This is a genomic window from Brevundimonas sp. (genome assembly GCF_016742135.1).
Lineage (GTDB): Bacteria > Pseudomonadota > Alphaproteobacteria > Caulobacterales > Caulobacteraceae > Brevundimonas.
In genome coordinates this window covers 389,059-407,369 of the sequence record NZ_JACVCG010000001.1, presented here as the reverse complement: position 1 = coordinate 407,369, position 18,311 = coordinate 389,059, and the positions used below count along the sequence as shown (strand labels likewise).

The 18,311-nt window shown below is 68.2% G+C and carries 18 protein-coding genes and 1 other RNA gene; 4 read left to right on the top strand and 15 right to left on the bottom strand.

Features of this window, described 5'->3' with window-relative positions; translation table 11 throughout:
• The first annotated feature begins 32 nt into the window (after positions 1-32).
• A complete protein-coding gene (locus IBJ06_RS02015; RefSeq protein WP_292156846.1) occupies positions 33-785 on the top strand; it encodes a rhomboid family intramembrane serine protease in 753 nt (250 codons plus the stop codon).
• Here the strand turns inward: IBJ06_RS02015 and IBJ06_RS02010 are convergent.
• A complete protein-coding gene (locus tag IBJ06_RS02010; RefSeq protein WP_292156845.1) occupies positions 751-1,602 on the bottom strand; it encodes a WecB/TagA/CpsF family glycosyltransferase in 852 nt (283 codons plus the stop codon). The two genes, IBJ06_RS02015 and IBJ06_RS02010, sit on opposite strands and share 35 nt — an antisense overlap.
• Positions 1,603-1,652: 50 nt before the next feature.
• Here IBJ06_RS02010 and IBJ06_RS02005 point away from each other — a divergent pair, with 50 nt between their 5' ends.
• Complete coding sequence (locus IBJ06_RS02005; protein WP_292156844.1) at positions 1,653-2,117, top strand: hypothetical protein; 465 nt, start codon at positions 1,653-1,655, stop codon at positions 2,115-2,117.
• 121 nt (positions 2,118-2,238) lie between these two features.
• The gene (locus IBJ06_RS02000; RefSeq protein WP_292156843.1) at positions 2,239-2,628 is read left to right on the top strand and encodes a hypothetical protein; all 390 of its coding nucleotides are present in this window, start codon (positions 2,239-2,241) and stop codon (positions 2,626-2,628) included.
• A gap of 56 nt (positions 2,629-2,684) precedes the next feature.
• On the opposite strand, the gene murG is transcribed toward IBJ06_RS02000, so the two are convergent.
• From murG to rnpB, 11 genes are all read right to left on the bottom strand, one after another.
• Complete coding sequence (gene murG / locus IBJ06_RS01995; protein ID WP_292156842.1) at positions 2,685-3,770, bottom strand: undecaprenyldiphospho-muramoylpentapeptide beta-N-acetylglucosaminyltransferase; 1,086 nt, start codon at positions 3,768-3,770, stop codon at positions 2,685-2,687.
• Positions 3,771-3,778: 8 nt separating this feature from the next.
• Positions 3,779-4,966 (bottom strand): putative lipid II flippase FtsW, encoded by a 1,188-nt coding sequence (gene ftsW / locus IBJ06_RS01990; RefSeq protein WP_292156841.1) that lies wholly within the window; start codon positions 4,964-4,966, stop codon positions 3,779-3,781.
• On the bottom strand, positions 4,963-6,381 hold the full coding sequence (murD, locus tag IBJ06_RS01985) for a UDP-N-acetylmuramoyl-L-alanine--D-glutamate ligase (protein WP_292156840.1): 1,419 nt from the start codon (positions 6,379-6,381) through the stop codon (positions 4,963-4,965). The genes ftsW and murD overlap by 4 nt, the downstream gene beginning before the upstream one ends.
• Before the next feature lie 3 nt (positions 6,382-6,384).
• Positions 6,385-7,491, bottom strand: a complete 1,107-nt coding sequence (gene mraY / locus IBJ06_RS01980; protein ID WP_292156839.1) for a phospho-N-acetylmuramoyl-pentapeptide-transferase — start codon at positions 7,489-7,491, stop codon at positions 6,385-6,387.
• Positions 7,492-7,505: 14 nt separating this feature from the next.
• The gene (gene murF, locus IBJ06_RS01975) at positions 7,506-8,918 is read right to left on the bottom strand and encodes a UDP-N-acetylmuramoyl-tripeptide--D-alanyl-D-alanine ligase (RefSeq protein ID WP_292156838.1); all 1,413 of its coding nucleotides are present in this window, start codon (positions 8,916-8,918) and stop codon (positions 7,506-7,508) included.
• Entirely contained in the window at positions 8,911-10,374 is a 1,464-nt protein-coding gene (locus IBJ06_RS01970; RefSeq protein ID WP_292157269.1) for a UDP-N-acetylmuramoyl-L-alanyl-D-glutamate--2,6-diaminopimelate ligase, read from the bottom strand. Before IBJ06_RS01970 ends, murF begins: the two co-directional genes overlap by 8 nt.
• Entirely contained in the window at positions 10,374-12,131 is a 1,758-nt protein-coding gene (locus IBJ06_RS01965; protein ID WP_292156837.1) for a penicillin-binding protein 2, read from the bottom strand. The genes IBJ06_RS01970 and IBJ06_RS01965 overlap by 1 nt, the downstream gene beginning before the upstream one ends.
• A complete protein-coding gene (locus IBJ06_RS01960; protein WP_292156836.1) occupies positions 12,128-12,490 on the bottom strand; it encodes a cell division protein in 363 nt (120 codons plus the stop codon). Before IBJ06_RS01960 ends, IBJ06_RS01965 begins: the two co-directional genes overlap by 4 nt.
• Positions 12,487-13,443: a 16S rRNA (cytosine(1402)-N(4))-methyltransferase RsmH gene (rsmH, locus tag IBJ06_RS01955; protein WP_292156835.1), complete on the bottom strand. Its 957-nt coding sequence runs from the start codon at positions 13,441-13,443 to the stop codon at positions 12,487-12,489. Before rsmH ends, IBJ06_RS01960 begins: the two co-directional genes overlap by 4 nt.
• Positions 13,440-13,916 (bottom strand): division/cell wall cluster transcriptional repressor MraZ, encoded by a 477-nt coding sequence (locus IBJ06_RS01950; protein WP_292156834.1) that lies wholly within the window; start codon positions 13,914-13,916, stop codon positions 13,440-13,442. The genes rsmH and IBJ06_RS01950 overlap by 4 nt, the downstream gene beginning before the upstream one ends.
• A 363-nt stretch (positions 13,917-14,279) precedes the next feature.
• Positions 14,280-14,660, bottom strand: an RNA gene (gene rnpB / locus IBJ06_RS01945) — RNase P RNA component class A.
• A gap of 119 nt (positions 14,661-14,779) precedes the next feature.
• On the opposite strand from rnpB, the gene IBJ06_RS01940 reads away from it, so the two are divergent.
• On the top strand, positions 14,780-15,127 hold the full coding sequence (locus tag IBJ06_RS01940; RefSeq protein WP_292156833.1) for a hypothetical protein: 348 nt from the start codon (positions 14,780-14,782) through the stop codon (positions 15,125-15,127).
• Positions 15,128-15,146: 19 nt separating this feature from the next.
• Here IBJ06_RS01940 and IBJ06_RS01935 read toward each other — a convergent pair whose 3' ends face one another.
• The 3 genes from IBJ06_RS01935 to sppA form a co-directional block, all read right to left on the bottom strand.
• Positions 15,147-15,848, bottom strand: a complete 702-nt coding sequence (locus tag IBJ06_RS01935) for an N-acetylmuramoyl-L-alanine amidase (protein WP_365811896.1) — start codon at positions 15,846-15,848, stop codon at positions 15,147-15,149.
• Positions 15,849-15,917: 69 nt separating this feature from the next.
• Positions 15,918-16,265 carry a hypothetical protein gene (locus tag IBJ06_RS01930; RefSeq protein WP_292156831.1) on the bottom strand — a complete coding sequence of 116 codons (348 nt, stop codon included), beginning with the start codon at positions 16,263-16,265 and terminating at the stop codon, positions 15,918-15,920.
• Between the two features lie 117 nt (positions 16,266-16,382).
• Positions 16,383-18,164, bottom strand: coding sequence for a signal peptide peptidase SppA (gene sppA, locus IBJ06_RS01925; RefSeq protein ID WP_292156830.1), 1,782 nt, complete (start codon positions 18,162-18,164; stop codon positions 16,383-16,385).
• Positions 18,165-18,311 lie beyond the last annotated feature (147 nt).

The following is an 18,311-nucleotide window of genomic DNA, read 5'->3' as shown; positions in this document are numbered from 1 at the left end:
CCGCCCGGCGGCATCACGGCCATGGTCTGCACATGAGCTTCGAACCGCTTCAGGCCCGGCGTAAGGAATCCGCCCTGCAGCGCACGTCCAGCGGCCGGATCGGCACCGGCAGCTCACCCTTCAGTCTGCGCACCTGGAAAGACCTCGCCCTGGACCACAGCGGTCCGGGCCTCGCGATGACCGGGCTGATCGTCGCGGCCTTTGTCTTCGCTCTCTTTAACGGCGGACCTGTTGCTTGGGCTCTATCCGGCCCCTTGATCGCTGACGGGCATATCCATCGCCTCTTCACCCATATGTTTGCTCATGCGGGCCTGTCTCACCTTTGGATGAACGTCGCCGGCCTCCTGGCCCTCAGCCCGATCGTATATGCGAAGCTGGGGAGCGGGATCCCGGGGTGGGGTCGCTACAGCACTCTCTATTTCGCCGCTGGTCTAGCAGGCGCAGCCTTGTTTCTGGCCTTCAACCCTACCAGCGACCTCCCCATGGTCGGGGCTTCCGGAGCGATCTTCGGCCTTTGGGGTGCAGCGGCGAGAGCCGGGCCGGAGCCGGAACCCGTTCCCCTCTGGTCGAAGCAGGTCGGTCTGGCGGTGCGGGATGCCACGATCAGCAACATCGTCCTGATCGCTCTGCTCTTTGCCATCTCACGGTCAGGAGATGTGCAGATTAAGCTCGCATGGGAGGCTCATCTTGGCGGCTTTCTGGTCGGGCTTTTCCTGATGCCGCACCTGATGCAGAGGGACGACGTCCGCCTCACCGCTTCAGCGCCGACCTCAGGTCATCCATGATCGGGCCGATCAGGTGCCAGGGCTCCACGCAATAACGGTGGAACAGACGGCGGGGGTCCACCGCCAGCCGGTACAGCCATTCCAGGCCCGCCTTGCCCATCCAGCGCGGCGCGGCCTTCTGGACCCCCGCCTCATAGTCGAAGGCGGCGCCGACGTTCAGCACCACACAGTCCGGCAGGGCGTCCAGATGGTCGGCGATCCAGATCTCCTGACGCGGCATGCCCATGCCGACCAGCAGCACCTGCGGGGCGAAGTCATTGACCGCCTCGAGCAGTCGGCGATTGTCGTCTGACCCGGGCGTGGCATCGAAATAGCCTGACCGGACCGCCAGTTCGACGCGACGGTGACGCGCCCTCAGCCGCTCGGCCGCCGTATCAGCCACGCCCTCGGCCCCGCCGATGAACATGACCCGCCAGCCCTTGCGGTCCGCCAGGCTCCAGAAATGCTCGCGCCAGTCCAGATAGGTCGAGCGGTGCTTGCGTCGCGTGCCCCGCCCCACCAGACGCCCGAACGCGATCAGCGGCGTCGAATCGATCTGCACAATATCCGCCAGGCCATAGAATTCGGCGACCCGCGGCTCGGTCCGGATCAGATGCAGACTGTGCAGATTGTGGTTGGCGATGACCGCCTTCACGCCCGTCTCAACCCAGGCCTCAAGCTGGTGCATCACCTCTTCGGGACGCACCTTGTCCATCACCTGGCCCAGCAGGCGGATGCGCTCGCCCTCGCGACGCGTCAGCCGATGCGGTACACGCGACCGGGCCCGCCGGTCCGGCGCGGCGACCACATGGGAAAGGGCCAGCTGCTGGTCAAACATGAGGGGACGATACAGCGGCGCTCTAAAAGCGGGATGATCGGATGCAGTTAATGAAATCTGTCGTGCCCACCCTCATCGCCGGGATCGCGCTGGCAGGATGCCAGACCGCCGCGCCTGCCCCCACGGGGCCCCAGCTGCTGCTGACCGGGGTCGGACGATTTGCCGTGTTCGTCGGACTGTCGACCCGTACCCGCTCGGGCGATCACGTCCGCCTCCGGTCCCTGCAGGTGGTCGAGCCCGGCTTCGAGGTTGACGGCCGCGCCTTCTGGGGCGGGTGGTCGTGGTGGGACTTCGACTGCGCGGCAGGGACGGCCGACCGGCGGGACTTCGCCTCGGTGTCCGAGGGCGGGGTCGAAGGCCCGTCCGTGGCCGACACTGATCCTCCCTACCCGGCTGCCCCAGGCGGAGACGCCGCCGAACTGCTGGCCGTCGCCTGTTCCGATGCCCGAGCCGGACGGATCCTGACAACGGTGGAATCCGCCGTCATTGCGGGGCAGCAAGCCCTCGCTGAATAGAGACGCCCTGTGCCCTCGCCCGCTCTAGGCAACTCCCCCGGGATTTGCCATGGTCAGGAACAGTCAGGGGGGCCTGACAGGTTTTTGCGGTACCAGAGGTTCACGCAACAGGAGCATGAGAATGTCGACCACCAAATTCACCCTCGCGGGCGGCATCGCTGCCCTTGCCCTGCTGGCCGCGGGAACAGCTTCGGCCCAGAGCGCACCGCTGAACTATCAGCAACACCTGACCTGCTCCGCCATGTTCTTCGCCTTCTCGAAGCTCCAGTCCGACCCGGAAGACGTCAGCGCCCTGGAGGCCGCCACCGGCGTCATGCTGAACCGCGCCCAGGCCCTGCCGGCCGCTCGCGGCCTGTCGGAAGACCAGGTCATCGAGGCCGCGGTCGCCGAAGCTATCCAGATCATGGAACGGGTCGATGCCCAGTCCGGAATGAACGCCAAGCAACAGGTCATCTACAGCTGGGGTCCGGGTCTGGACCGCTGTCTGGAAGCCGTGCTGGCTGAGGAATAGGCGACCGCATCTGATCGCACGCTGCGGGGCCCCGGGAGACATCCCGGGGCCCTTTTCTATGCGGACGCCGCCTCGACCAGATCCGCCAGCCGAGACGCCGCGTCCGGCAGCGCCGCCGCTCTTGCCCCTTTCGCCATCGCCGCCAGACGGCCGGGTTGGTCCAGAATACCGGCCAGGGTCGCGGTCAGGCGTTCGACGGTCAGGTCATCCTCCGGGATCACCACGGCCCCGCCCGTCTCGACCAGCCCCTGGGCATTGTGCCGCTGGTGGTCATCGGTCGCGATCTTCAGCGGCACCAGGACCGACGGCAGGCCGACGACGGCCAGCTCCGTGCAGGTCGATGCCCCGGCCCGGCCGATCGCCAGATGCGCCTCGGCCAGCCGCGCCGCCATGTCCGAAAAGAAGGGCGCGACCTCGGCCGCGACGCCCGCCCCGGCATAGATGGCGGCGGCGGAGTCCAGGAACTCGGGCCGCGCCTGCTGCACAACCTTCAGCCGCTTGCGCAGCGCCTCGGGCAGGGCCGCCACCGCGCGCGGCACCGTGTCCGACAGGATCCGCGCGCCCTGACTGCCACCCGTCACCAGCAGGTGGATGTCATCAGTGGCACCCGGTGCACGATAGGGCTTGCCCGCCAGCGCCGCGATCGGCGGCCTTACCGGATTGCCGACCACCTCCAGCCGGTCCTTCAGCCCGTCGGGCAGACGCCCCAGCGTCGGAAAGGCCGACGCCACTGTGCCGACCCGCCCGGCCAGCAAGCGGTTGGTCCGGCCGAGAACCGCATTCTGCTCATGGATCAGCGTCGGCAGGCCCATGCTCATCGCCGCCAGCAGCGCCGGCGCCGACGGATACCCGCCAAATCCCACCACCACCGAGGCGTCCAGCCGACGAAACGCCCGGCGCGCCTGCGCCACCCCGACCGCGATCTTGATCCCGGCCTTCAGCAGCCCGATCGGCCCGCTGCCGGTGGCCGAGTCCAGGGCCAGACGTTCGTCCGCCGGGAAATGTTCGGCAAAAGCCTGGCCCCGCCGGTCTGTCGCCAGCACGATCCGCCAGCCGCGCCGCGCCATCTCCTCGGCCAGCGCCTGGGCCGGAAACAGATGGCCGCCGGTTCCGCCGGCGGCAACGACGCAGGTCCTGGTCATGGATGTCCCTATGGAAGAATGCGGCCCAGCTTCGGCTCCGGCCGGCCACCGGTCCCGGGCTCGTAGGCCCCGGCTCGCCTGCGGGTCAAGGCCAGGGCCAGTCCCATGGTCAGCCCCATGGCCACCATCGACGACCCGCCATAGCTGATGAAGGGCAGGGTCATGCCCTTGGTCGGGATCAGGTTCAGATTCACCGCCATATTGATCGCCGCCTGCAGGCCGATCAGCATGAACAGCCCCGCCGCCGCCGTCTGCTCGAACGGGTCGTTCAGCCGCATGGCCCGCGACAGGCCTCTCAGCACGATGAAGGCATAAAGGCTGATGATCACCAGCGACAGGATCAGGCCGAACTCCTCCGCCCCGACCGAATAGATGAAGTCCGTATGCAGGTCCGGCACATGGCGTTTCATCACGCCCTCGCCCACCCCGCGCCCGAACAGGCCCCCGGCGCGGATCGCCTCCGAGGCCCGGTCGATCTGGTGAGTGTCCTCCTGACCGGGGGCGAGGAATTTGGCCAGTCGCTCGCGCACATGGTCGAACAGGAAGTACAGCGAGAAGATCCCGGATACGACCAGACCCCCCAGCACCGCCATCCACTTCAACGGCACGCCCGCCATAAAGAAGACCGCCATGAAGGTGGTGGTGATCAGCAACGTCTGGCCGATGTCCGGCTGGATCAGCAGCAGGCCGACCGTCACCGCATAAAAGGCGAAGGCGATCGAGACCCCCGGCACGCCCTGCCCCTTCTGCCCCTCGGCGAACATCCACGCCGCCAGCACGATCAGCGCCGGCTTGGCGAACTCGGACGGTTGCAGACCGAACGGCCCGATCAGGATCCAACGGGTCGCCCCCTTGGCTTCATTGCCGAGGATCGGGAGGACAGCCATGACCAGCAGCGCCCCGACAAGCCCAAAGGCCGCCACCCGCCGCACGCCCCGGGGCGACAGCAGGGACGCTCCCAGCATCACCCCGACCCCCGCCGCGACAAACGCAATCATGCGGATCGAATAGTGGAAGGGGTTGGACAGGCTTTCGTCAGCCAGAATGGCAGCGGGACTCGAGGCGAACGACAGCGCCACGCCGATCCCCATCAACGACAGGGCAGCAACCACCAGTCCGCGATCCACCGTCCAGAACCACTTGGCCAGCAGGCTCTGGTCACTGCGGGAAAAGGGCGGCACATAGGTCTGGGTCATGGGGCTGGCTCAGGTTTGGCACCCAGGGCCAGGGCGGCGGCGCGGAACGCCTCGCCCCGCGCCTCGAAGTCGGGAAACTGGTCAAAGCTGGCGGCGGCGGGGCTCAGCAGCACCACCTCCTCACGCCCGCTGGCGGACGCGGCCTCAAAGGCCTGCTGGACGGCGGTGGCCATGTCCCCGCTGATCCGGTGGGGCACGTCACCCAGCGCCGCCGCGAACGGCCCGGCCGCCTCGCCGATCAGGAAGGCCTCGACCACGCGCGGGAACAGCTCGGCCAGATCGTCGATCCCGCCCGCCTTGGCCCGCCCCCCTGCGATCCAGAACACCCGATCATACGCCGCCAGCGCCTGCCGCGCCGCATCAGCATTGGTCGCCTTGGAGTCATTGATGAACCGCACACGGCCGGCCCGCCCGACCGGCTCCATCCGATGCGCCAGTCCCGGGAAGGACAGCAGGCCTTCGATGACGACCTCGTGCGGCAACCCCAGATCAGTGGCAGCAAGAAATGCGAAAGCCGCATTCTGGGCGTTGTGACGACCGGGCAATGATCGGGCCTTCGAAAGGTCCACGATCTGGCATCGCTCAACAGGACCGTCGGGCCGCGGTCGCACGTTGTAGGTCAGCCAGCCCTCGTGGAGGTACATGCCAGTGACACCCTCCAGCGGGCGGTCCACCGAGACCTCGTCCACCGAGCCGCGACGCCTCAACTGTTCCAGCAGGGCTACGCCCGAAGGGTCGTCCACGCCGATATACTTATTGGTGGTGTCCGCCCGAAATATCCGCGCCTTCGCCGCCACATACCCTTCCATCCCCCCGTGCCGGTCCAGATGGTCGGGGCTGATGTTGGTCAGGATCGCCACATCCGGCGCAAAGCTGGTGGTCAGGTCCAGCTGATAGGACGAGCATTCGATCACATAGACCGCGCCCGGCGTCGGCTCCGGCAGCGCCAGCACGCCGATCCCGATATTGCCCCCCATATGCACCGTCATCCCGGCCTGTTTCAGCACCCAGGCGATCAGCGCCGTAGTGGTCGACTTGCCGTTTGTCCCGGTGATCGCCACCACCTGCGGCCGCTGCCCCTCCGGCAGCGCCGCCAGCGCCCGCGCGAACAGCTCAAGGTCGCCGACGATCTCGACCCCGGCCTCCGTCGCCTTGTCGACAGTCCAGTGCGGCACCGGATGGGTCAGCGGCACACCGGGCGACAGCACCAGGGCGGCAAAGCCCGACCAGTCGACCGCCGTCAGATCCTCGACGATGAAGCCCTCGGCCTCGGCCTGCATCCGGCTGGAAATGCCGTCGTCCCACAGCACCGGCTCGGCACCCCCGGCCTTGAGCGCACGCGCCGCCGTCAGTCCCGACCGTCCAAGGCCGAAGACCGCGACCCGCCTGCCCTCAAAGCCCGGGACCCGGATCATCGTCTATCTCAGTTTCAGGGTCGCCAGACCCGCCAGCGCCAGCATCGCCGACACGATCCAGAAGCGGATGACCACGGTCGACTCCGGCCAGCCCATCTTTTCGAAATGGTGGTGGATCGGCGCCATCAGGAAGACGCGCTTCTTCGTCGCCTTGAAATAGCCGACCTGGATCATGACCGAGAGGGCTTCCAGCACGAACAGGCCCCCGACGATGCCCAGCACCAGCTCGTGCTTGGTCGTCACCGCCACCGCGCCCAGCGCCCCGCCCAGCGCCAGCGACCCGGTGTCGCCCATGAAGATCTTGGCCGGCGGGGCATTGTACCAGAGGAAGCCCGTGCCCCCGCCGATGATGGCCGCCAGAAACACCGCCAGCTCGCCCGAACCCGGCACATGGTGGATCTGCAGATACTCCGAGAAGACGAAATTGCCCGCCAGATAGGCGATCATGCCGAACGCGGCCGAGGCCATCATCACCGGCACAATGGCCAGTCCGTCCAGCCCGTCGGTCAGGTTCACCGCATTCGAAAAGCCGACGATGGTGAAGGCCGCGAACGCCACATAGAACCAGCCGATGTTCAGCAGCACATCCTTGAAGAACGGAAAGGCGACCGACGTCTCCAGCCCCGCCGAGGTCGAGGGCGTCATCCACAGCACCGTCGCCACCCCGGCGATCACCGCGACGATGGTCTGGGCAACAAGCTTCTGCTTCGAGGTCAGGCCGGCCGAGCTCTGCTTGCTGACCTTGGCATAGTCATCGACAAAACCCAGCACGGCAAAGGCGGCCGTCACGAACGAGACGATCCAGATATAGGGGTTGGTCAGGTCGCCCCACAGGAACACGCCCGCCGCGATCCCGGCCAGGATCATCAGCCCGCCCATGGTCGGCGTGCCCACCTTCGACAGGTGCGAGACCGGCCCGTCGTCCCGGATGGGCTGGCCCTTGCCCTGCTTCTTGCGCATCCAGGCGATGAAGCGGCTGCCCATGGCCACGGCCACGATCATGGCGGTGGCCAGCGCCAGCGCCACCCGCACGGTCTGGTACTGGACCAGGTTCAGAAGCGGATAATCCTGTGCGAACTCCGCATAGTAGAGATAGAGCAGGTAAAACACCCCGAGCGGCCTCCTTAAGCCCCATCATCATGATCAAGTGCGGCCAGGGCGGTCGCGACCGCGCCGGCGCGAGAGCCGTTCGATCCCTTGACCATGACCGTGTCGTTGTCGCGGACCAGACCCGCGACCTCATTCGCCAGCTGCGCCGCCGTCTCGCGCCACACCCCGCGCTGCGCGGACGGCAGGGCGTCGTGCAGGTGGCGCATCATCGGCCCGGCGGTGTGGACCGCATCAACCCCTGCCTCGGCCAGCGGTCCGGCCAGACCAGCGTGCATGGCCCCGGCCTGATGACCCAGCTCCAGCATGTCGGTCAGGAACACCACCCGCCGTCCGCCCTCCGGCACGATGCGCGCGCCGAGGCTCCGAAAGCCCGCCGTCATCGACAACGGATTGGCATTGTAACTCTCGTCGATCAGGGTGAAGGCCCCGCCCGACATCAGCCGGACCCGACGCACCTGTCCGCGACCCGCCAGCGGCGAAAACCCGGCCAGGGCCGCAAGCGCCACATCCAGTGGCACGTCCATGGCGCGCAGCACCGCCAGCACTGCCAGACTGTTCAGCCCCCAGTGATAGCCCGACTGGCGCAGGCGAAACTCCAGCGCCTGACCGTCCATGATCGCTGAGACCGTGGCCCCGTCCGCATCCGGCTGAAAATCCAGCAGACGCGCATCGTGATCGGCCGCGCTGCCGAACAGCCGCACCTCGGCCCCATGCTCGCGGGCGACCTCGCCCAGCAGGCGCGTCCAGGGGTTGTCGCCGTTGATGACCGCGATCCCGCCCGGCTCCAGCCCCTCGAAGATCGCCGCCTTTTCGCGCGCGACCCCCGCCTCGCCATCGGCAAAGGCCTCGATATGAACCGGCCCCACCGTGGTCACACAGGCGACATGCGGCCGCACCATCTGCGACAGGGGCGCGATTTCGCCCGGTGCATTCATGCCGATTTCGAACACGGCGCGCGCGGTGTCGCGGGGCATGCGCGCCAGTGTCAGCGGCACCCCGATGTGGTTGTTGTAACTCTTGACCGAGGCGTGGGCCGGACCCGCCAGATCAAGGCCCGCCTTGATCGCCTGGGTGACGCTGGTCTTGCCGACGCTGCCCGTCACGGCCGCCCGCCGCGCCGGGCACCGGTCGCGGGCAGCCTGGCCCAGCGCCTCCAGCGCCCTCAGCGTATCGGCCACCTCGATACACGGGCCACCTTCCACGACGCGCTCCACCAGCGCGCCCGCTGCCCCGGCGTCGAAGGCCGTCCCGGCAAAGTCATGACCGTCGCGCACCCCACGCAGCGCCACGAACAGCGTGCCGGGCTCGATCTCGCGACTGTCAAAGCTGACGCCACAGGCGGCAAAGTCCGCGCCGTGGTGGCGTCCGCTGGTCGCCCGGGCGATGTCGTCAGCGGTCCACAAGGGGGAAGTGGGGGTCTCAGGCATGAATGCTCAGGGCCTCGGTGGCGACAGTCACATCGTCGAACGGATGCACCGTATCGCCGACAATCTGCCCCTGCTCATGCCCCTTTCCGGCGATCAGCACCACATCTCCCTCGCGCGCCATATCAATGGCCGAGCGGATGGCTTCCCGACGGTCGCCGATCTCCTGCGCCGCGGGGCAGCCGTTCCTCACCTCGGCCCGGATCAGGGCGGCATCCTCGGACCGGGGATTGTCATCCGTGACGATGGCGACGTCGGCGAGCTCACCGGCCACCTGCCCCATCAGCGGGCGCTTGGCCCGGTCACGGTCTCCCCCCGCCCCGAACACCACGATCAGTCGCCCGTGCACATGGGGCCGGAGCGCCTTCAGCACCGTCTCCAGCCCATCGGGCGTATGGGCATAGTCGACATAGACCTCCGCCCCCCTCCCGGCTCCGTCGGTCCGCACGCGCTCCAGTCGCCCCCGGGCACCCTCGATATGCTCCAGCGCCGCCAGCACATCGCCAACCGCCGCGCCGCCCGCGATACACAGGCCGGCAGCCACCAGGGCGTTCGAGGCCTGAAAGGCCCCGGCCAGGGGCAGCAGCACCTCATGGCTCTCGCCGCGATACTCCAGCACCAGCTTCTGCCCCTCGGGCCGGGCTTCGCGCCCCATCAGGGTCAGATCACGTCCCCGCTCACCGACTCCCAGAATGTTCAGTCCTGACATGATCCCGGCGGCGGCGAAGCGCGAATAGGCGTCGGAATCGGCATTCAGGACCGCCGTCCGCCCGCGCGGCAACAACGTCTCGAACAGACGCAGCTTGGCGGCCCGGTAAGCCTCCATGTCGCCGTGATAGTCGAGGTGATCCTGCGTCAGATTGGTAAAGGCCGCCGCCTTCAGGCTGACCCCGTCCAGCCGCCGCTGATCGATCCCGTGCGATGACGCCTCCAGCGCCAGGTGGGTGACCCCGCCCGTCGCCATCTCCGCCAGCAGGCGCGCCGCCTCGGCCGCATCCGGACTGGTCAGGCCGGGGCCCGTCAGGGCGCTCACCTCCGCGCCCCGTTGCACCGTGGCTCCCAGGGTGCCGAGGCTGGCCGAGACCAGACCCATGCGGGCCCAGATCTGGCGACAGAAGGTGGCGACCGAGGTCTTGCCGTTGGTGCCCGTCACCGCCACGCAGGTCTTCGGCTGGGCTCCATAGAAGCCGCGCGCCGCGAGCGCATAGGCCCGGCGCACATCCCCGGCCGTCACCAGTACCGGCGCGCTCCCGGCGGGCGTGTCAGTGGGGGCCAGAACAGCGGCTGCGCCCCGGGCCAGGGCCTGCGGAATAAAGGCGCGCCCGTCCTGCACCGTACCGGGCAGGGCCACAAACAGACTGCCCTCGGCGACCCGGCGGCTGTCAGCGGTCACACCGGTGATCACCGGGTCCGAGGACACATCCCGCTTCAGCAGATCGGACAGGCGCTGGCTGTGCATCACAGCGAGGCCTCCATGTCCCTGAGCGTCGGATTCGGGCGGCCATCCGCCAGTTGCCAGCGGTCGTCGGCGCGCTCGACCCCCACGAAGGGCGCGATGCGGTCGGCGATCCGTCCGACGGCGGGGGCGGCGACGAAGCCCCCCGTGCGCGGATAGCTGCCCGGCTCGTCGACCAGCACCAGAATGGCATAGCGGGGCGCGTCCAGCGGCCCGTCACTGGGGAAGACGCCGATGAAGGTGCCGACCGCCACCGCCGGATCATAGCGGCTGCCGGTCCATTTGTTGGCCGAGCCGGTCTTGCCTCCGACCCTGAGACCCGCTGCATTGGCCCGACCGCCCGACCCGCGCACCACATTGCGGCGCATCAGGTCCAGCATGTTCAGGCTAGTCTGCGGAGAGACGACCGGCCTCGGTTCGGCACCGAGGGCGCCACCCTTGCGAAGACTGAGCGGAACATACCGGCCGCCGTTGCTCAGCGCGCCGACCGCCGCGATAACCTGCACCGGCGTCACCATGATGCCATACCCGAACGACAGCGACGCCAGGGTCGTCGGCGTCCAGTCGCCCGGCACCCGGGGCGCCGCGGACTCGACCAGTTCCAGCGGGGCCCGCTCCAGCAGGCCCAGTCGCCCGAAATAGTCCTTCATCACATCGGGGCCCATCTGAACCGCAAGGCGCGAGGTGCCGATGTTGGACGAGTGCAGATAGACCTCCTCCAGCGTCATGATCCGGTTCTGGGCGTGGAAGTCGGTGATCCGACGCTTGCCGATCATGAAGGGCTCGGAGGCGTCGAACAGGGTGGTCATATCGGCCGCGCCGGTATCCAGCCCGGCCGCGACCGCAAAACTCTTGAACACCGACCCCATCTCATAGTGGCCGGATGTCGCCAGGTTGCGCGATCCCCTGTCGGGCCAGCTGGCCATGGCCAGAACCTCGCCGGTCTGGACATTGGTGACGATCGCCACGCCAGCCTTGGCGTTGGTCTGGGCCATGGTGGTGGCCAGTTCATTCTCGACCACCCCCTGTATTCTCAGGTCGATGGACAGTTCGAACGGAGCCCCTGCGGCACCCTCGGCCCGAAGTTCCTTGTCAAAGGCCAGCTCGGCTCCGGAAATTCCCTGCCCGCCCGTGTCGGTCGCACCGATCAAATGCCTGGCCTCACCATCCAGGGGATAGACGCGGCCATCCTCCATGGCGAAAGTCACGCCCCCCAGACCCAGGTCGTGCACCCGGGCGCGTTCCTCGGGGGTCAGGCCGCTGGCCACGATGACCTGCCGGTCACCCCAGATCGCACCCTTCAGCCGGTCGGCGTTCAGGCGCGGCAGGACGCGGCGGATTTCGCGATAGGCCACATCCCGGTCCCAGACCTGCGACGGGTCGATGAACAGGGCATAGAAGATCACATCGGTGGCCAGAAGCCGTCCGTTGCGGTCCACCAGATCGGCCCGGCTGCGGTCCGACGCCGCGCCGCGATAGCTCGCCCCCACCGCCTCGAACAGGGCGGCATAGCCTGCCTTCACGCCCAGCCCCGCGAACACCAGCCCAAAGACCGCCAGCACCAGAAAGATGCGGACCCGGCTGTCCTCTTCCGGGCGGCCGTGGGCCCGGGCCCGCTCAAAGCCATGCTCGATCCACCACACGCCTTCCGCCAGCCAGCGCCACGAGGGCGAGAGGCGGCGCGCGCGTCGGCCCAGACCCTTCCACGGGGCCCGGGGTCCGGCACCCCGTACGGATGAGGGATGGGGCTGCACGCTCATTGCACCACCTCCTCGACCGGAGGGGGTGGCGCCGTCTCATCCTCGACAGGCGGTTCTTCGGCCACCGGGAGCCCGACGGCCGGCGGCTGGCCGATCGGGACCAACCCCGCCTGGCGCGACAGGGCCTCCAGCCGGGCCGGGCTCTCCAGCCGCGCCACCTCGGCCCGCAGCATGCGCACCCGCAGCGAGGACTGGTCGATCTCGCGTTCCAGCTGGGCGATGCGGGTCGTCTGTCGCGCCGCCGCCGCCTTGGTCAGATAGACCGACAACAGCATGGCCGCGACGCACAGGATGCCGAAAATCTCGACCCAGCGGATGCCGCGCACCTTCCAGTCGAACAGGCGCTTCAGGGCCGTCATGCCGCCAGCCTCCCCCACGCCGGGGCATCGGTCCGAACCGCCGCGCGCAGGCGGGCCGAGCGCGCCCGCGGGTTGACCGCCAGCTCCTCGTCCGAAGCATCGACCGATCCCTTGAATTGCAGACGGAAGCTGGGCGCCCTCGGCTCGACCCTTTGGGGCGCATGACGCGATCCACCGGGCGCATTTCCGGTGCGCTCGGTCAGGAAGCTCTTGACCATCCGGTCTTCCAGCGAGTGGAAGGTCACCACCGCCAGCCGGCCCCCCTCCGGCAGGATCGCCTCGGCGCCTTCCAGCCCGCGCGCCAGCTCGCCCAGCTCGTCATTGACCGCGATGCGCAGCGCCTGAAACACCCGCGTCGCCGGATGGGTCGGCGCACCGCGCCGCCCGCCGAGAGCCGCCTCGACCACCTCCGCCAGATCCAGCGTCCGCTCGAACGGGCGCTCCACCCGCCGGCGCAGGATGGCCGTGGCGATCCGGCCGGACTGACGCTCGTCCCCGTACAGCTTGAAGATATGCGCCAACGGACCGTGGTCCCAGCTGTTGACGATATCGGCGGCGCTCTCGCCCTCGCGCGACATCCGCATGTCCAGGGGCCCGTCCTTCATGAAGGAAAAGCCGCGCTCGGCCTGGTCCAGCTGCATCGACGACACGCCGATGTCGAACACCACGGCATCGACCGGGGTCTCATCCGCCAGCACCTCGACCAGCTCGGAAAAGGGCGCGCGGACCAGGCGGAATCGCCCGGGAAAGTCGCGGCCCAGCGCATCGGCATAGGGCTGGACCGTCGGATCGCGGTCCAGCGCGATCACCTCGGCCCCGGCCTCAAGAAACGCGCGCGAATAGCCGCCGGCACCAAAGGTGGCATCCACCACCCTCTGGCCGGGCGCGGGCCGCACAGCCTTGATCACGGCCTCAAGCAGGACCGGAATGTGTGGCCGGGGCGCCTCGGTCATGACCCGCCCCCTTCAACCTTCAACTGGGCCGCCAGCCGCAAGGCACCCAGCTCGGCAATGCCCGACCGGGCCAGCTGCCGACGCTCGGCCCGCCTCGCCACCCAGGCCTCGCGGTTCCAGATCTGGAACCGGTCGCCCAGCCCCACGATCACGACCGTCTCGCCCAGACCCGCATCCTGGATCAGGCTCTCCGGCAGGGTCACCCGGCCCCCGCCGTCGAACGTCAGCCGCGTCTGCTCGCCCAGCACCTGCCATTCCAGCGCCGAGCGCTGCTCCGAGCCGAACGGCAGCGAGCGGATCATTTCGACATAGGTGGCGAACAGCGGGTCACCGCCGGCCTCGAGGCAGTCGGCCTCGATCGACGGGAAGACGAAGATGGCGTGCTCGGCCCCGTTTTCAGGGGTGCGGAAGTCCTGCGGGATCAGCAACCGCCGCTTCGCGTCCAATTGTTTCTCGACCGTCGAGAGAAACACCCCGTCCCATCCGGACCTTCCGGCCCGCCCCTTGGCTCTTGTCACGACGTCCAGGCGACGTCAGGCACCCCAAATCATGCGACTGGGATAGCATGGGATGAAATGGGTCTCAATGGGATTAGTTGACGATCCTTAACCATGAACCGGGACAACTCTTGTCATCAGGACTGTAAAACTCAGAACATACAGCGAACATCGAAAGTATTAACAGCCTGGGGACACAGTTTGCGCCACCTTTCCGCTCAAGGGGTTAACAGGTCTCAGCCCGCCTCAAGCAGCGAACGACCGCGTCGCGAGCGTTAGGCAAAAAACACTGCCTCAAGCAGCGAGCGACCGCGCGGCGAGCGGTAGCGTAAGGAATAAAACGCCAGACGGTCTGTAAGCCGGGTTCTGTCCCGCCCCCGAGGGAGCATGGACGGTCATTCCTCTTGGCCGATCGTTGCCGACCGGCTCCAGCAACCTACCCGGACGTCTGGGGCGGTGACCCCCGCAGGCGAGCCTGCACGACATCCCTATTCGGTCTTGCTCCAGGCGGGGTTTACCGTGCCGTCTCCGTTGCCGTCGACGCGGTGGGCTCTTACCCCACCCTTTCACCCTTCCCGGCCTCGAAAGGCCGGAGGTTTGCTTTCTGTGGCACTGTCCCTCGGGTCACCCCGGGCGGGCGTTACCCGCCGCCTTTTCACCGTGGAGCCCGGACTTTCCTCGACAGGGCCGAAACCCCGCCGCGACCGTCCGACCGTCTGGCCAGGCACAGATGGGCGCCCGTCGGCTCGACGTCAACTCGGCACGCCCCCTTCGATCAGACACCGTCAGTGCAAGCCCGGGCGCTCGGCTGATATCCCGATGAAGGGAGGGTTCTGACCATGAGCCAAATCGCACTCATCCTGGCGGCGTTCGCGCTGGGGGCGACCGCGCCCCAGGACCCGATACCGCCAACCGCGCCGGCGAGGGAACCGACGACATGGCAGGAGGCCAATTACGCCTGCCGGGGTCAGACGTGGCGCCGACCCTCCGAAACCGTGCTCGCCTGCACCGAACGTCTGGTCGCCACGGACGCCCTGTCGCAACCCTTGCCGACAGGGCGGGTATCGCAGGAACCGCAGTGCCGACGCGAGAGCGGTCGCAACGAGGCCGGCACCGGCTTCCGCTTCTCGGTAACCTGCATCGAGACCACGACAACTCCGGCCAGAACTCCGTCCAATCCGCGCTGACCCCGGGAGACGGGAGGGGTCACGCCCCCAGGCCGGTCACGCTCCTCGCCGCCACCAGCTGTAACAACCCGACCAGCCGCGCGCGGGTCTCGCCGTCAGCCACGCCGTCCACCCGTGCGGGTCGCCAGTGCCGCTGGAATGCCGCGACCGCCAGCCTCAGCGGCTCGTCAAACTCGCCCCTTGGTTCCACGCCATAGCCCAGCTTGTGCAGACCCGCGCTCAACACCGTCGCGCCCAGGCCGGCGTCCCCCGGCCGCAGGGGCGAGCCCAGCGCCGCCACCCGTTCGGCCGCCGGCTCAAACCACAGGCCATGCCCCTCCCCCGCCAGCCGCTTCCACGGAAAGCGTTCGCCCGGGTCCTCCTTGCGGTCGGGCGCCAGGTCGGAATGGCCGATGATCCGGTCATCCGGAATGGTCCAGCGGCTGCGGATATCGGCGATCAGGGCGATCACAGCCTCGATCTGGACGTCGGGAAAGTCGCGATAGCCCCATTCATGCCCGGGATTTACGATCTCGATCCCGATCGAGGCAGCATTACAGTCGGTCTCGCCCTGCCAGACGCCCTTGCCCGCATGCCAGGCGCGGCGTTCCTCGGGGACCAGGGCATAGAGGGTGCCGTCCTCATCGACGACGTAGTGGGCCGACACCCGCGCTGCGGCATCGCGCAGGCGGGCGATGGCCTCCTCGGCCGTCTGCATGCCGGTATAGTGCAGCACCAGCATGTCGGGAGGGCCGCGTCGGGCATCGAAATTGGGAGAGGGCGCGGCCCGGAATTCCAGGGTCACGACCGGTTACCGGCCTGACCGTTCCCAGCCATAGGCGACCCAGGTGCCATCGACCTTGTGCGCCTCGATCACCGTATCGTCGCCATCGGTGCGGCGGCGGCCCTTGCGCGGTCCGCCCGTCGTGCGGCGCGCCCGGCTGGCCATGCCCATCAGGAACATCACCACCCCGGCGACAACGGCGATCACGGCCACGGCGACAGCGGTGAACACGGCCAGCAGGGCACCCACCGCCATGGCACATCCGGCGGCGACCACGCCGCCCAACCACATCAGCGGCCGCAGAAAACCGCCCCGATCACCGACGTTCGCCGTCGCGGCACCCAGGCTGTCAAAGCGAGGTCCAGTCGAACTCATGCGTACTCCTTGTCGGCTCCGGAACGGGGCCTGCCCGCCACTAACGCCGAAGCCTCAATGTCGGTCCATCCTGCCTTCGGGTCAAGCAACCGGGGGGTGCGGCAAACCCGCCGCCCGTCAACCCAGCGGCCGGTCCGCCAGCACAACGGCCCCCTCGCGGCGCATACGGTCCGCCTCGATCCGGCGCATCACCGCCTGGGCCTGGGGATCGTCGATCGCGCCGCCGATCAGGATCAGCGCGCGCGCCGCCTCGCCCGACACGCCAAAGGCTTTCGCCAGTGCCGCGAACGGGGACTGCTGCTCGGGGAAGCGCTTGATCCGGACCGAGGTGTCCGCATCGATGCCGGCCAGTTCCTTGGCCTTGGCGATGGCCTCGCTCATGCCGCCCAGTTGATCGACAAGACCCAGCTCCAGCGCCTGGGCCCCGGTCCAGACCCGGCCCCTGGCGATCTCGCCGACCCGCGCGGGCGGCAGGTCCCGGCCCCGGGCCACCAGGGTGATGAAGTCGCCATAGATGCGGTCCATCGACCCGGCAAAGGCCGCGCGCTGGGCCGGGGTGAACTGCTCGCCTATGGCATAGGCGTCGGCATAGTCACCCCCGACCGACAGACCGCGCACATCCACGCCGAACCGCCCCAGGGCCTCCCGCAGCACCAGCTTGCCGCCGAACACCCCGATCGATCCCGTCAGGGTCGAGGGCTGGGCCACGATATGGTCGGCCTCCGCACTGATCCAGTAACCGCCGGACGCCGCATAGGTGCCCATCGACACCACCACCGGCTTGCCCGCCGCCTTGGCCGCGCGCACCGCCGCCGCGATCTGCTCCGACGCTTCCGGCGACCCGCCGGGCGAGGACACGCGCAGCACAATGGCCTTCACGGCCTTGTCCTTGATGGCGTCATAAATGGCCTCGGCCATCACGTCCGAATGGATCGAGGATCCGCCCCCGAACGGATCGGCATTGCCGCCCGAGCCGGTGATGATCGCCCCCTCGCCGCCGATCACGGCGATGGCGTCACGGCCCGAGCCGTTGTTCGGACCCTTGGCCCTGGCATATTTGTCGAAGGGGATGATCCGCGCGCCCCGGCCGGCGCGGCGCAGGGCCTCATCCTCGGCCTCCTCCACATGGCCGATCCTGTCGATCAGCTTGCGCTCCAGCGCCTGATCCGCTGTCCAGGGCCCGGCCTCAATGCTGGCCTTCAGGGCGGCGGGCGTGATCTTGCGATCCTGCGCCGCCTGGACGACCGTGGTGTCATAGATGGAGCCCATCCAGGCCAACATCGCCTCGCGGTGCGGCCCGGTGAAGTCACTCTGCGTATAGATATTGACGGCGTTCTTGTACTCATGGCGCTGCTCGAACTCGGGCTCGACGCCATATTTGTCGAACGCCCGGCCAAGGAAGATTTCCTCGGCACTGAACCCCGTCGCCTGGAAACTGGCCGTATTCTGCATCCACAGCTCGGACGCCGAGGCTCCGACCATATAGCTGGACATCACAGCGCCGGCGGGCATGAAGCCCTGCGAATGGGCGATGACCGGCTTGCCCGAGGCCCGGAAGCGGCGGATCGCCTGACGCACCTCGTCGGCCGCCGCCGGTGTCATGCCGGTTTCCGGCAGACGGATCAGCAGCACCTTGACGTTCGCGTCGTCCTCGGCCTGGGACAGGGTATCGACCACCTGCATGACCGACAGGCCCCCGCCGCCGAACAGGGCAAAGGGCGAGGTCGGCGGCTGATCGCTCAGCCCGCCGCGCAGATCCAGCTCCAGCACCGCATTGCGGGGGACTTCCGGTCCCGACGAACTGGCCGCCGCCATGGTGATCAGCACGATCGGCACGACCACGACAAAGAGCAGCAGGCCGGTGAAGACCCCCAGCACGGTCAGGAAAAACTGTTTCATGTCGGTCGGAAGTCCCGTCGAGGTCGGAAGGCGGCGGAGGCTCGACCATAGAGGGCAAGCCGTCACCGTCAAATGAACGTCCCGTAACACGCGAACTGCGCCCGGTCTTTCTGTTGCCTCGCAGCATCGTGATTGATGGCCGGGGGC

Coding starts and splice junctions, on each gene's coding strand:
- IBJ06_RS02015 (WP_292156846.1), top strand. CDS start 33: ATGAGCTTCGAACCGCTTCAGGCCCGGCGTAAGGAATCCGCCCTGCAG.
- IBJ06_RS01930 (WP_292156831.1), bottom strand. CDS start 16,265: ATGAGTTCGACTGGACCTCGCTTTGACAGCCTGGGTGCCGCGACGGCG.
- IBJ06_RS02010 (WP_292156845.1), bottom strand. CDS start 1,602: ATGTTTGACCAGCAGCTGGCCCTTTCCCATGTGGTCGCCGCGCCGGAC.
- IBJ06_RS02005 (WP_292156844.1), top strand. CDS start 1,653: ATGAAATCTGTCGTGCCCACCCTCATCGCCGGGATCGCGCTGGCAGGA.
- murF (WP_292156838.1), bottom strand. CDS start 8,918: ATGCCTGAGACCCCCACTTCCCCCTTGTGGACCGCTGACGACATCGCC.
- murG (WP_292156842.1), bottom strand. CDS start 3,770: ATGACCAGGACCTGCGTCGTTGCCGCCGGCGGAACCGGCGGCCATCTG.
- ftsW (WP_292156841.1), bottom strand. CDS start 4,966: ATGACCCAGACCTATGTGCCGCCCTTTTCCCGCAGTGACCAGAGCCTG.
- murD (WP_292156840.1), bottom strand. CDS start 6,381: ATGATCCGGGTCCCGGGCTTTGAGGGCAGGCGGGTCGCGGTCTTCGGC.
- IBJ06_RS01970 (WP_292157269.1), bottom strand. CDS start 10,374: ATGCACAGCCAGCGCCTGTCCGATCTGCTGAAGCGGGATGTGTCCTCG.
- IBJ06_RS02000 (WP_292156843.1), top strand. CDS start 2,239: ATGTCGACCACCAAATTCACCCTCGCGGGCGGCATCGCTGCCCTTGCC.
- IBJ06_RS01935 (WP_365811896.1), bottom strand. CDS start 15,848: ATGCTGGTGCTGCACTATACCGGCATGCAGACGGCCGAGGAGGCCATC.
- IBJ06_RS01965 (WP_292156837.1), bottom strand. CDS start 12,131: ATGAGCGTGCAGCCCCATCCCTCATCCGTACGGGGTGCCGGACCCCGG.
- sppA (WP_292156830.1), bottom strand. CDS start 18,164: ATGAAACAGTTTTTCCTGACCGTGCTGGGGGTCTTCACCGGCCTGCTG.
- IBJ06_RS01940 (WP_292156833.1), top strand. CDS start 14,780: ATGAGCCAAATCGCACTCATCCTGGCGGCGTTCGCGCTGGGGGCGACC.
- rsmH (WP_292156835.1), bottom strand. CDS start 13,443: ATGACCGAGGCGCCCCGGCCACACATTCCGGTCCTGCTTGAGGCCGTG.
- IBJ06_RS01960 (WP_292156836.1), bottom strand. CDS start 12,490: ATGACGGCCCTGAAGCGCCTGTTCGACTGGAAGGTGCGCGGCATCCGC.